Here is a 12,855-nt window from a genome sequence, read left to right as displayed (position 1 = left end):
ACACAATCAAACAAAAAGAAACGAACAAGGGAGACAGAAAAATGGTAGCAGAACTCAAGAATATCTCGGAAATCCGCCGACATTTTCACCGCAACGAGGATCCGATCTATTTCATCTCGGCCACGAACTTCAATCTGCTGGGCCTCGATGAGTGGTGCAAGAACTTCAAGTATATCTGCTATATCGACTGCTACGGCGGCAAGCATCCCAATACCTTTGTCCCCTCCGAGCAGCCCCATGCGGAGTTCCAGTCCATCGAGGACATCAACAATTACCTTCTGCAGCACAAAGAGGTCATCGACCTCATCAAACGCCGGGGCGGCAAGCCGAAATTCGTCTTTCTCATGTTCGACGAGGAAACCGAGCGGCTGTCAAAGGAGTTGGGCGCCGATGTCTGGTTCCCCAAGGCCAAGCTGCGCCAGAAGATGGACAACAAGATCGAGACCGTGCGCATCGGCAACAAGGCCGGTGTGCCGTCGGTGCCCAACACACTGAGCGTCGTCGAAAACTACGAGCATCTGAACGAGATCTGCGAAAAGGCGGGCCTGGGGCACGATCTGGTGCTGCAATCGGCCTATGGCGACAGCGGGCACACCACTTTCTTCATCAAGTCCGAGGCCGATTTCCGCCGCCACGAACATGAAATCGTCGGCGAGGGTGAGATCAAGATCATGAAGCGGATCGACTGCCGCGGTTCGGCCATCGAGGGCTGCGCCACCAAGGAAGGCACCATCGTCGGCCCATTGATGACCGAGCTTGTCGGCTTCAAGGAGCTGACGCCCTATCGCGGCGGCTGGTGCGGCAATGAAATCTTCAGCACCGCCTTTCCGCCCAAGGTGCGCCAGAAGGCCCGCGAGCTGACGTTCAAATTCGGCGAGCAGCTCCGCAAGGAAGGGTATCGCGGCTATTTCGAGCTCGATTTCCTGATCGACAAGAAGACCGGTGACATCTGGCTGGGCGAGCTGAATCCGCGCATCACCGGCTGTTCGTCGATGACGAACCACGCGGCCTTTGCCCATGCGGATGCGCCCCTTTTCCTCTTCCACCTGCTGGAGTTCTCCAAGAAGAAATTCAGCCTCGACGTGGACGAGTTGAACAGCCGCTGGGCCGATCCCAAGATGATCGACAGCTGGTCGCAGATGGTCATCAAGCACACCGAGGATACCGTCGATATTGCAACGCAGGTGCCCGAAACGGGCATTTACCGGATGCGGGAGGACGGCAGCATCGACTTCAACCGTTTTGACTATCACCGCCGCGCGGTAGAGAGCGAGAACGAGGCGTTTTTCCTGCGCATCCTGCAACCGGGCGACTACCGCTATGAGGGGGCCGACATCGGCATCCTCGTGACGCGCGGCCGCTCGATGACCAACGGCTTCAAGCTGAACGAACGCGGCAAGCGCTGGATTCATGGCATCAAGCAAAGCGTCCATGGCCGCCCGATGCCCACGGCCGAGGCAGGGCCGGCGCTGAACGATCCGGCCTTCAAGATCATGTAAACGTCGGTTCGAGGTCGACCCTATGAAAAGGACACCATAGAACGGACACCATGAAACTGAACTGGCGCGCAATTTCCGAGGATGTGCCCGGCCCGAAATGGGCCGGGCTCTTCCGCGAATACTGGCCCGACTACCATCGCTGGTGGGCGCGCGAGGGGGCAGAGGCGCGTCCGGGTTTTCTTGACAGTCACAAGGCCCTGCGCGCCCACATGCCCGAGATGCTGCCGCTTTATGACCAGCTGGTCGAGCTGGCAGGCGGCACCGACCACGCGGCGCGGTTTCTCAGCTTTTACTGCCCGCCGCCCTATCTTGCCTCATGCTCGCAAGCCATCTGGCCCGGCGCAGAGCCGGTGATGGTGCGTAACTACGATTACTCGTCCAAGGCATTCGACAGCCTGACCCTGCGCACCGAATGGCAGGGCCGCGCCGTGATGGGCACATCCGACGGCCTCTGGGGGCTGGTCGATGGCATCAATGATGCGGGGCTGGCGGTTTCGCTGACCTTCGGAGGGCGGCGCGTGGTCGGCGACGGCTTTGGCGTGCCGATCATCCTGCGATACGTCCTGCAAACCTGCGAAACCGCAGAGGAGGCAGGGCGCGTTCTGGCCCGCGTGCCCACGCACATGAGCTATAACGTGACCGTCATCGACCGTCACCGCAAGTTCCTGACCGCGCTCATGGCCCCGGACCGGCCCGCCATCATCACCCATCAGGCGGTCGCAACGAACCATCAGGAGCGGGTCGAATGGGCCAGCCACGCGCGCTTTACCGCCACGGTCGAGCGCGAGCGGTATCTCTTGCAACGCCTGACGCTTCACGTCGAGGAGGAGGAAAAATTCATATCCGCCTTCCTGCGTCCCCCGCTCTATTCAACGCGCTTCGATCATGGATTCGGCACGCTCTACACCGCCGTGTTCCGGCCCCGTCAATTGCAGATGGAGCTGCGCTGGCCGCGTGCGCGCTGGCCATTCGACTTGCATGATTTCCGCGAGGATACCCGCGCGATCTATACGCCCGAGGGCGCGGCGACTGTCAAAGAGCCAGCCCCCTCCTCCGACTAGTGCGCCCGCCATCACCACCGCTTGCGGAATTTCCCCGGCGGCGTGTCGAACTTGGCCCGGAAGGCGCGCGCGAAGGCGGACGTGCCGCCAAATCCGGTAGCGGCCGCAATCTCGGCAATTGTCAGATCCGTCTCGCTCAGCAGCGAATAGGCCCGCGCTAGGCGCATGTCGGTATAATAGCGCCGCGGGCTGAGGCCGGTGTGCTGGGCAAAGCTCCGCTCGAGCTGGCGCTTGGAAATGCCCGCCGTGCGCGCGATGCTCTCGACGCTCATCGGCTCTTCCAGGTTCACCTGCATCAGGCGCATCGCCGCGATAAGGTGGCGATTGCGGCTGCCGATCACCGCCGATCGCGAGGTCTGTTGCGGCGCATGATCCGAGTGGCTGCGCCCGTGCAGGCACATGTCCGAAACGGTCAGCGCGAACTCGGGGCCAAAATCATCCTCGATCACGCTCAGCATCAGATCGGTGGAGGCCGATCCACCCGCCGCCGTCATCAGATCGCGGTCCACTTCGTAAAGGTTCGGCGTCGGCATGAGGCCGGGATACGCCTCGACAAAGGCGGGCTGATTCTCCCAATGCAGCGTAAAGACGCGGCCCCCCAGCAGGCCCGCACGCGCCAGCGTGAACGCCCCTGTGCAGATGGCCCCCACCGGCACCCCGTGCGCCGCCTGCCGCGCGGCCCAATGGGTGACGCCCGCATCCAGCGTCTCGGCCGGCTCGACCCCCGAGCAGATGAAGACCCGCGCGCCGCGCCCCGGCGGGCCAAGCGGCGCATCGGGCACGATGGCGATATTGTTCGAGCAGCGCACCGGCGCGCCCGCCTGCGTCATCGTGCGCCAGCGATACAGCTCCTGCTGCGAGATCTGGTTGGCGACGCGCAACGGCTCGATCGCCGCCGAGATGGCCAGCATCGTCAGTTTGGGCAGCAGCACGAATTCAAAAAGGCGCGGCGCGGTGACGCGCGGGATGCGAAAACTGGCCGCTCCCTTGGGGATGTAATCGGATTGGGTCATGTCGCCGCTCGCCGCTGAAACATCACGCCTTGCATGGTTGCACGCCAAGGCACATCTATCGCCCGCGCCACCCCTCAGCCGCCAATCACCTCAAGCAGCGCCGCATGCAGCGCGGGCGTTGCCGCCGTGACAACACGCCCATCCGAGCCGAGGGTCAGCGCCCGCCCCTCCCAATCGGTGATGATCCCGCCTGCCGCCTCGATCACGGGCGCAATCGGCAGGAAATCATAAGGCTCAAGGCCGATGTCGGTAACCGCGTCGATCTGGCCCGCCGCGACCATCGCATGAGGGTAGCAATCATAGGACATGCGGCGCGTATGACCGATCTTGCACAGCCGCGCAAAAAGGGCCGGGTCATGGTCGAACGTGCGCTCGGGCTCGTTGATGTAAACGCGCGCCTCGCTCAGCTGGGTTATGGCGCGCACCGAAATCGGCGCGCCATTCAGCGTGGCCGCGCCCCCCGATACGCCCACGTAGGTCTCGTCGAGCGCGGGCATGCGGATGATGCCTACCTGCGGCACGCCGGCCTGCAAATGTCCGATCAACATGCCAAAGCAAGGGTACCCGGTCAAAAAAAACCGTGTGCCATCAATGGGGTCAATGATCCAGGCCGGTCCGTCCAGAGACCCTTGGGTGCCGAATTCCTCGCCAAAGATGCCATGGCCGGGAAATTCTGCTTCGATGGCGGCGCGGATGGCCTCTTCGGTTGCGCGGTCGGCGATTGTGACGGGGCTGGCGTCCGCGTCATCCTTGACCTCGATCCCGAGGCCGTCGCGCCGAAAATGGCGCATTGGCACGGCGCTGGCGTCATTTGCTATGCGCGCGCCTATCACGGCGATCTGGTCAAGCGTCATGGGTCTGCCACCTCTATTGTCGTGGACCATTTTTGCGCCGCCTCTGCCACATTGCCGGGCGGCGCCGCATCCGTCACCAAGGTGTCGATCAGCGCGGGATCGCACAAGGTGATCGGCGCCGGGCGCCCGAACTTGGCCGCATCGGCAGCCACGATGCGCCGGGCCGCACCCTTGATGATCTCGCGGCTGAAATTTGCCTCTTCGAGGTCAAAGAGCATGAAACCATCCTCGGCCGTAATCCCGGCAGTCGACAGCACGGCAAGATCCGTCTTGAAGTTACGGGCAAAGGCCAACGCCTCGGCGCCGAACGCGCCGCCGTCATGCGCGCGCAGCGCCCCCCCGGCCATATAGACCTGATTGCCCCCGCGCGTCGCCAGCTTGTAAGCGACCGAAACCGAATTGGTGACCACCAGAAGGTCCGCATGGTCGCGCAGTGCATCCGCGATGTAGCTGGTCGTGCTGCCCACATCGAGAAAGATCGAGGTGCCGTCCGGAATCATCCCTGCAACATGGCGCGCGATGCGTTGCTTGGCCGCCGCGCCGATGCTGAGGCGGTGTTGGAAGTCCCCCTCACCGAACGTCTCGGCCAGGCGCGCGCCGCCGTGCATCTTGTCGACATGGCCCGCCTCGGCGAGCACCTTTAGATTGCGGCGCACGGTTTCTTCGCTCACGTCGAGCTCGGCGGCCAGACGTCCGACGCGCAGCGATCCGCCCGCGCGGCGCAGCGCATCGAGGATTTCCTGCTGTCTGTGCGTGGGATGCGCGCTGTCCATCGAACCTGCCTGATTGTTGCCAGCGCGATACACCACGCAGCACTGAATACAAACCGTATTTGGCACGGTCCCCACGATTAATCCAACATTAATCCACAAAATATGTTGCCATATGTTGCTTTCTGCGTTTCAATTCAAAATGTCGCACCCATTTGAACGAGGCGCGGCTGCCACTCAGGGAGACCATTTGATGAAACGTATTGCCACCTGCGCCGCCGCGCTCGCCGCGTTCTGTGCCCCCGCCCTTGCCGAAGTCGAAAGCCAGGACCCCATACGCCTGACCACGCACGACTGGACCGGCCAGATCATCACCACCACGATTCTCCAGAACGTGCTGGAAAAGGCCGGCTATAACGTCGAGCTGGTGCAGGCCGATTACATCGCCCAATTCGCGGGCCTGAAAACCGGAGACCTGCACGTCGCCTCCGAAATCTGGGAGACGACGGGCCGCGAGGCGATGGACGAGGCTATCGCCACCGGCAATGTCGTCAACATGGGCGAAAGTGGCATGATCGCCATCGAAGAGTGGTGGTATCCCAGCTATATGGAGGAGCGTTGCCCCGGCCTACCTGACTGGGAGGCACTGCGCGACTGCGCGGGCGAATTCGTAACTTCCGAGACCGCTCCGCTGGGCCGTTATCTTGGCGGGCCTGTCACATGGGGCGGCTTCGACGAAGAGCGCGTCGAGGCGCTTGGCCTCGACTTCGAGGTGGTCCACGCAGGCACCGATGCGGCCCTCTTTGCCGAACTGGAATCGGCCTATCAGCGCGAGGCGCCGATCGTGCTCTGGCTCTATTCGCCGCATTGGGCGCCCTCGAAATACGAGGGTAAATTCATCGAATTCCCGGAATACACCAAGGAATGTTACGAAGACCCCTCGGTCGGCGTGAACCCCGATGCTGCCTATGATTGCGGCAAACCCACCGGGCCGATCTGGAAGGTCGCATGGTCGGGTGTCGAGGAAAAATGGCCCGGCGCCGCCGAAATCATCCGCAACTACACGCTCACCAACGACGAGATGGGCGCCATGGTTTCCGCAGTCGATCTTGACGGCGAATCCATTGACGATGTGGCCAGCGAATGGATGACGGAAAACGAGGAGAAGGTCGACGGCTGGATCAACTGACCGGCGACACGCCTCACCTGCACTAATTCCTCCCTGAAACTGGCGGGGGGCGCGCTTTGCTCCCCGCCTTTTTTCAGCTTCGCACTCCCTGCCCCCTCTGCCCATGAGGTATTGATGCCACGCGCACGCAAATTGCTCTGCCGCGACGTCTGGAAGGTCTATGGCCCGGACGCCTCGGATTTCCTGCGCCAAACCCCCGACCCCAGTGATGACGCCTTGCGGGATGCGGGATTGATTGGCGCCGTGCGCGCCGCCAATGTCGAAATCCGCGAGGGCGAGATTTTTGTCATCATGGGCCTGTCGGGCTCGGGCAAATCCACGCTGGTGCGGTGCCTGTCGCGCCTGGTCGAGCCGACGGGCGGCGAGATCGAATTCGATGGCGAGGATTTGCTGGCGATGACTGGCGCGCAGTTGACCGAGCTGCGCCGCCGCAAGATCGGGATGGTGTTTCAGAACTTCGCGCTGCTGCCTCACTTGACCGTCTTGCAAAATGTCGCCTTCCCCCTCGACGTGCAGGGCGTGCCCCGCACCACGCGCGAGGCGCGGGCGCATGAAATGATCGAGACGGTGGGACTGAAGGGGCGCGAGGATTACTTTCCGCGCCAATTGTCCGGCGGGCAACAACAGCGCGTCGGCATCGCCCGCAGCCTCGTGGGCGAGCCCGAAATCTGGTTTCTGGACGAGCCGTTCAGCGCGCTCGACCCGCTGATCCGGCGCGAGATGCAGGACGAGTTCCTGCGCCTTCAGAGCCTCTTGCACAAGACGATCGTGTTCATCACGCATGACTTCGACGAGGCGATCCGCCTCGCGGATCGCATCGCGGTGATGAAGGACGGGCGCATCGTGCAGACCGCGACCCCCGAAGAACTGGTGCTGAACCCAGCGACGGACTATGTCGCCGAATTCACCAAACATATTCCACGCGGCAAGGTGCTGAGCCTTGGCGCTGTGATGGCACCCTTGGGCGACGGCCCCTTCGCCGGGGATCTGGAGGTTGGGAGCCGCGTGGCGGATGTGGCCGATGTCGTCGAGGCCGCCCAGCGCCCGTACCGCGTGATGAGCGAAGGCGCGCCGGTGGGCCAGGTGGATGCAGGTGCGGTCATCGACGTGCTGATCGGGCGCATCGGCGGCGGCGCAGAAGGCCGCGCGACCGCATGAGCTGGCGACGTCTGACCACGCCCGGCGCGCTCTTCTGGTGGGCGCTTCTGGCCGCGACATGGCTTCTGTCGAGCTATTCCTTCCAGCTTTACAAGGCGTTTGACGCGCGCTGGATCATCCGCTTTCCAAATAGCTGGCAGATCAATTTCGAGGGCTGGATTTCATCCGGGATGCGCTGGCTGCTCGAGGATGCCACATTCGGTCTCTTCACCTTTCGCGATCTGACGCGCTTTGTCTCTGGCGTGATCGAGATCCCCTATGACACCGCGCGCGCGCTTTTGGCCGATGGGTTCATCCACGGCCTCGGCTCGAACGCCGTCGAAATCGCGCCGCCGCTCAGCTGGATCGCGGTCGTGGCGCTGGTGGTGATGCTGGCGCGCTATGCCAAAGATTGGGCGCTGGCGGCGCTGGTGGGCGCGTGCTTTGTCTATCTGGCGGTCTTTGGCCAATGGCAGAGCGCGATGGTCACGCTGGCCTCGGTCGTGATTGCCGTGCCTATCGGTGTCATGGGCGGCCTTGCGCTCGGGATCGCCTGCTACCGCGCACCCTGGTTCGAAAGGGCCATGCGCCCGGTGCTGGACCTGATGCAGACGGTGCCGATCTTTGCCTATCTCGTCCCGATCCTCTTTCTCTTCGGCTTCGGGCCGGTCTCGGCGCTGGTCGCCACCGTGATCTACGCAATGCCGCCGATGGTGCGCGTCGCCACAGTGGCCCTGCAAACGGTGCCGCCCGAGGTGGTGGAGGCCGGGCATATGGCCGGCTGCACCAAGCGCCAGATGCTCTGGAAGGTGCTTGTGCCCTCTGCCGCGCCAACGCTGATGGTTGGGGTCAACCAGGTCATTATGCTGTCGCTCAACATGGTCATCATCGCCTCGATGATCGGCGCGGGCGGTCTTGGCTTTGACGTGCTCAGCGCGCTGCGCAGCCTCGATATCGGCGGCGGGATCGAGGCGGGGCTTGCCATCGTGGTGATCGCCATCGCGCTCGACCGCGTGAGCCAGGCATTCGCCACCCGCCTTCCCGATGCGGCCCCTCAGCGAGACGCCGGGATCGTTCAGCGCCACCCTTATGTCGCGGTCGCCGCAGCCCTCGTCGCAGGCACCTATATTCTGGGTCTTATGGTCCCCTTCGTGCAGGACTACCCCGAGCGCCTGACCCTCACCACCTCCGCCTTTTGGGAGGATGCGATGCGCTGGATCAACGTCACGTTCTTCGACACGCTTGATGCGATAAAATCGTTCTTCCTTACCTGGCTGCTTTTGCCCGTCAAACGCTTCTTCACCGGCATTCCATGGGCTTGGGGGATCATCGCTGCTGGCCTTGCGGCGGGGCGCGTGGGCGGCTGGCGCCTTGGCGCGATGGCCGCGATCATGGCGGCGCTGATCGCTTCGGTCGGGCTATGGGGCGAGGCGATGACGACGATCTACCTGTGCGGCGTCTCCGTGCTGATCGCCTATGGCATCGGCGTGCCCTTGGGCATCTGGGCCGGGCAGCGGGCGCGGGCCCATGCGTGGGTCGGGGCCTTCATCGACACGCTTCAGACCTTGCCCAGCTTCGTCTATCTCATCCCCGTGGTCATGCTCTTCCGTGTTGGCGAATTCTCGGCCATGATCGCGGTTGTGCTTTATGCCCTTGCCCCTGCCGTGCGCTATGCGGCCCACGGCGTGCGCAGCGTCGATCCGCAGATGATCGAGGCCGGGCTGGTGGCGGGCTGCACGCCCCGGCAGCTTCTGTGGCGGATCAAGCTGCCCCTTGCGGCGCCATCACTGCTTCTGGGGCTCAACCAGACGATCATGCTGGCGCTGTCGATGCTGGTCATCACCGCCCTCGTCGGCACGCGCGATCTGGGCCAGGAGGTCTATATCGCGCTGACCAAGGCCAACACCGGGCAGGGCATCGTCGCGGGCGTTGCGGTCGCCTTCATCGCCATCACTGCAGATCGCATTATCTCGGCCATGGCGGCCAGATCGAAGGAAAGGCTGGGACTGAAATGACACCTGACGAGGCCATCACCGCCGCGCGCGCCCTGCCCTGCTGGACCGCCGTCACCGCTGCCGCGCCGCTCGAGGGCGGGATCACCAATCACAACATCAAGGTGATGGACGAGGGCCGCGCCTATGTGGTGCGCCTCGGCACCGATATCCCCGAACATGGCATCCTGCGCTGGCACGAGCTGTCGCTCAGCCGCGCAGCAGCAGAGGCAGGTCTGTCGCCCGCCATCTATCACCACGAACCCGGCGCGCTGGTCATCGACTATATCCAGAGCGCCGCACTGGCCGAGGCGGACCTGCACGATGAGGCCACGCTGATGCAGGCGACAGACCTTGTCGCCGAGTTGCACCGCGAACTGCCAAAACACGCGCATGGCCCCACGCTGGCCTTCTGGGTCTTTCACATCCTGCGCAGCTATGCACATGATTTGCGCGCGCGCGGCTCGCGCCATACCCCCAAGCTGAGCGGCCTTCTGGACGAGGCAAGCGCGCTGGAGCGCGCCGTTGGCCCGGTGCAGATGGTGCTGGGCCATAACGACCTCTTGCCCGCCAATATCCTGCGCGGCGCGGATCGCATGTGGCTGATCGACTGGGAGTATGGCGGCTGGAACAGCCCGCTGTTTGATCTGGGCGGGCTGGCCAGCAATGCCGCCCTGCCCCGCGACGCCGAAGAAGCCATCCTGACACGCTATTATGGCACGGCTCCCGGCGCCGCGCTCTGGCGCAGCTATGACGCGATGAAATGCGCCTCGCTCCTGCGCGAGACGATGTGGTCGATGGTCAGCGAGCAAACCTCGCAGATCGACTTCGACTATGCCGATTACACCGACAAGAATTTGGGCCGCTACCGCGAGGCGCTGGCCGCCCTGCAAAGCCAAGGACACCTGACATCATGAGCGACTTTCCCAATCAGGCCCGCGCGGTCATCGTCGGCGGCGGGATCATAGGCTGCTCGACCGCCTATCACCTGGCCGATCTGGGCTGGGACGTGGTCTTGCTCGAGCGCAAGAAGCTGACATCGGGCACGACCTTTCACGCGGCGGGCCTCGTGGGCCAGCTGCGCTCCAGCGCGAACATCACGCAGCTTCTGGGCTATTCCGTCGATCTCTACAAACGGCTCGAGGCCGAGACGGGCCAGGCAACCGGGTGGAAGATGAACGGCGGTCTGCGCCTTGCATGCAACGAGGAGCGCTGGACCGAGGTCAAACGGCAGGCGACCACCGCGCATAGCTTTGGCCTCGAGATGGAGCTTCTGACGCCCTCCGAGGCGCAAAAGCTGTGGCCCTTGATGCAGGTCGATGACGTGATCGGCGCGGCCTATCTGCCCACCGATGGGCAGGCCAACCCCTCGGACATCACCCTGTCGCTGGCCAAGGGCGCGCGGCAAAAGGGCGCGCGCATCTTCGAGGACACCAAAGTGACGGATGTCATCGTCGAGGATGGCGTGATCCAGGGCGTCGAGACCGACAAGGGCCGCATCACGGCGCCCATCGTCATCGCCTGCTGCGGGCAGTGGACCCGCGCCTTTGCCAAAAAGGTCGGCGTCAACGTCCCTCTCGTCCCGGTCGAACATCAATACATGGTGACCGAGCAGATCGAGGGCGTCACCCCGGATCTGCCCACGCTGCGCGACCCCGACCGGCTGACCTACTACAAGGAGGAGGTCGGCGGCCTCGTCATGGGCGGCTATGAGCCCAACCCGATCCTCTGGGCCAAGAACGGCATCCCCAAGGATTTCCACTACACGCTGCTCGACAGCAATTTCGATCATTTCGAGCAACTGATGGAGCTGTCTTTGGGCCGCGTCCCCGCGCTGGAAACCGCGGGCATCAAGACGCTGACCAACGGTCCAGAAAGCTTTACCCCCGATGGCAACTTCATCCTCGGCGAGGCGCCCGAGCTGCGCAATTTCTTTGTCGGCGCAGGCTTCAACGCCTATGGCATCGCGGCAGGTGGCGGCGCCGGAATGGCGCTGGCCGAATGGGTCGCCAAGGGGCAGCCGCCCTATGACCTCTGGGCGGTGGATATCCGCCGCTTTGGCCGCCCGCATTTCGACGACGACTGGATCCGCGCGCGCACCTATGAGGCCTATGGCAAACACTACACGATGGCCTGGCCCAGCGAAGAGCACCAAAGCGCCCGACCCTGCCGCAAATCGCCTCTCTACGACACGCTCAAATCCCAAGGCGCTGTCTTTGGCGAAAAGCTGGGCTGGGAGCGGCCCAACTGGTTTGCCGAGACCGGGGAGGAGGCACATGACATCTACACCTTCGGGGTGCCCAACTGGCACAAACCCGTCGCGCGCGAGCACAAGGCCGCGCGCGAGGCGGCGGTGATCTTTGACCAGACCTCCTTTGCCAAGTTCGTCCTGAAGGGCCCGGATGCCGAGGCCGCCCTTGGGTGGATCGCGGCGAATGACGTGCGCGGCGCGCCCAGCACGCTGACCTATACCCAGATGCTGAACGATCAGGGCGGCATCGAATGCGATCTGACCTGCCTGCGCGTGGCCGCGGATGAGTATTACATTGTCACCGGCACCGGCTATGCCACCCATGATTTCGACCATATCGCGCGAAACATCCCAGATGGCATGAACGCGCAACTGGTCGATGTCACCTCGTCCTACGCGGTGCTGTCGCTGATGGGACCAAAGGCGCGCGATATCTTGCAAGCGGTCACCCATGCAGATGTGTCGAACGGTGCCTTTCCCTTTGGCACCGGGCAGACCATCGGGATCGCAGGCGCGTCCGTGCGCGCCCTGCGCGTGACTTACGTGGGCGAGCTGGGGTGGGAGCTGCATGTGCCAACCGAATACGCCGCCGCCGTCTACGCCGCGCTGGCCGAGGCGGGCGCAGAGCATGGCCTGCGCAATGCAGGCTACCGCGCGATCGAGACGCTGCGCCTTGAAAAGGGGTATCGCGCCTGGGCGTCCGACATCGGCCCCGACCACACCCCCTTCGAGGCCGGGCTGGGCTGGGCGGTCAAGCTGAAGACCAACGTGGACTTTCGCGGCCGCGAGGCCTGCGCGGCGCAAAAAGAGAACGGCGTGCGCAAGATCATGGCGACATTCACCACCGATCCCGGTGTGATCCTGTCGGGGCGCGAGACGATCCTCAAGGATGGCAAGCGCTGCGGATGGCTCAGTTCGGCAGGGTTCGGGCATACGGTGGGCGCGTCCATCGGGATGGGCTATGTCCGGTCCGACACCACGATCACCCGCGATGACGTGATGGCCGGTACCTACGAGTTGGAGGTCGCGGGCGAGAGGGTGCCCGCAAAAGTGCATCTGCGCCCCCTGCACGATCCGAAGATGGTGAACGTCAAGGCATGAGGCAGCGCAGGTTTGGTGGCTGCAATCTGGCGGTGCGCAGGCATCGCCA

General features: G+C 63.6%; 10 protein-coding genes. 7 read left to right on the top strand and 3 right to left on the bottom strand.

Features of this window, described 5'->3' with window-relative positions; genetic code table 11:
- Nucleotides 1–5 precede the first annotated feature (5 nt).
- A complete protein-coding gene (locus V8352_RS05220) occupies nt 6–1,499 on the top strand; it encodes a biotin carboxylase (RefSeq protein ID WP_336423305.1) in 1,494 nt (497 codons plus the stop codon).
- Between the two features lie 50 nt (nt 1,500–1,549).
- Nucleotides 1,550–2,560, top strand: a complete 1,011-nt coding sequence (locus V8352_RS05215) for a C45 family peptidase (RefSeq protein ID WP_336423209.1) — start codon at nt 1,550–1,552, stop codon at nt 2,558–2,560.
- Nucleotides 2,561–2,571: 11 nt separating this feature from the next.
- Here the strand turns inward: V8352_RS05215 and V8352_RS05210 are convergent, their stop codons facing one another.
- The 3 genes from V8352_RS05210 to V8352_RS05200 all read right to left on the bottom strand — a co-directional run bounded on the left by V8352_RS05210 (nt 2,572) and on the right by V8352_RS05200 (nt 5,200).
- Entirely contained in the window at nt 2,572–3,573 is a 1,002-nt protein-coding gene (locus tag V8352_RS05210) for a GlxA family transcriptional regulator (protein WP_336423208.1), read from the bottom strand.
- Between the two features lie 74 nt (nt 3,574–3,647).
- Nucleotides 3,648–4,427 carry an inositol monophosphatase family protein gene (locus tag V8352_RS05205; protein WP_336423207.1) on the bottom strand — a complete coding sequence of 260 codons (780 nt, stop codon included), beginning with the start codon at nt 4,425–4,427 and terminating at the stop codon, nt 3,648–3,650.
- Nucleotides 4,424–5,200: a DeoR/GlpR family DNA-binding transcription regulator gene (locus tag V8352_RS05200; RefSeq protein WP_336423206.1), complete on the bottom strand. Its 777-nt coding sequence runs from the start codon at nt 5,198–5,200 to the stop codon at nt 4,424–4,426. The genes V8352_RS05205 and V8352_RS05200 overlap by 4 nt, the downstream gene beginning before the upstream one ends.
- 190 nt (nt 5,201–5,390) lie before the next feature.
- Here V8352_RS05200 and V8352_RS05195 point away from each other — a divergent pair, with 190 nt between their 5' ends.
- From V8352_RS05195 to V8352_RS05175, 5 genes are all read left to right on the top strand, one after another.
- Nucleotides 5,391–6,326: an ABC transporter substrate-binding protein gene (locus tag V8352_RS05195; protein WP_336423205.1), complete on the top strand. Its 936-nt coding sequence runs from the start codon at nt 5,391–5,393 to the stop codon at nt 6,324–6,326.
- Between the two features lie 114 nt (nt 6,327–6,440).
- Entirely contained in the window at nt 6,441–7,484 is a 1,044-nt protein-coding gene (locus V8352_RS05190) for a quaternary amine ABC transporter ATP-binding protein (RefSeq protein WP_336423204.1), read from the top strand.
- The gene (locus tag V8352_RS05185; protein ID WP_336423203.1) at nt 7,481–9,478 is read left to right on the top strand and encodes an ABC transporter permease; all 1,998 of its coding nucleotides are present in this window, start codon (nt 7,481–7,483) and stop codon (nt 9,476–9,478) included. The genes V8352_RS05190 and V8352_RS05185 overlap by 4 nt, the downstream gene beginning before the upstream one ends.
- The gene (locus tag V8352_RS05180; protein WP_336423202.1) at nt 9,475–10,371 is read left to right on the top strand and encodes a phosphotransferase; all 897 of its coding nucleotides are present in this window, start codon (nt 9,475–9,477) and stop codon (nt 10,369–10,371) included. Before V8352_RS05185 ends, V8352_RS05180 begins: the two co-directional genes overlap by 4 nt.
- Nucleotides 10,368–12,806 carry a GcvT family protein gene (locus tag V8352_RS05175; protein ID WP_336423201.1) on the top strand — a complete coding sequence of 813 codons (2,439 nt, stop codon included), beginning with the start codon at nt 10,368–10,370 and terminating at the stop codon, nt 12,804–12,806. The genes V8352_RS05180 and V8352_RS05175 overlap by 4 nt, the downstream gene beginning before the upstream one ends.
- The last annotated feature ends 49 nt before the right edge of the window (nt 12,807–12,855 follow it).

It is taken from the genome of Roseovarius sp. D0-M9 (assembly GCF_037083805.1).
GTDB lineage: Bacteria > Pseudomonadota > Alphaproteobacteria > Rhodobacterales > Rhodobacteraceae > Roseovarius.
Note: the sequence above shows the minus strand (reverse complement) of the source record. Positions and strands in the feature narration are given on the sequence as shown.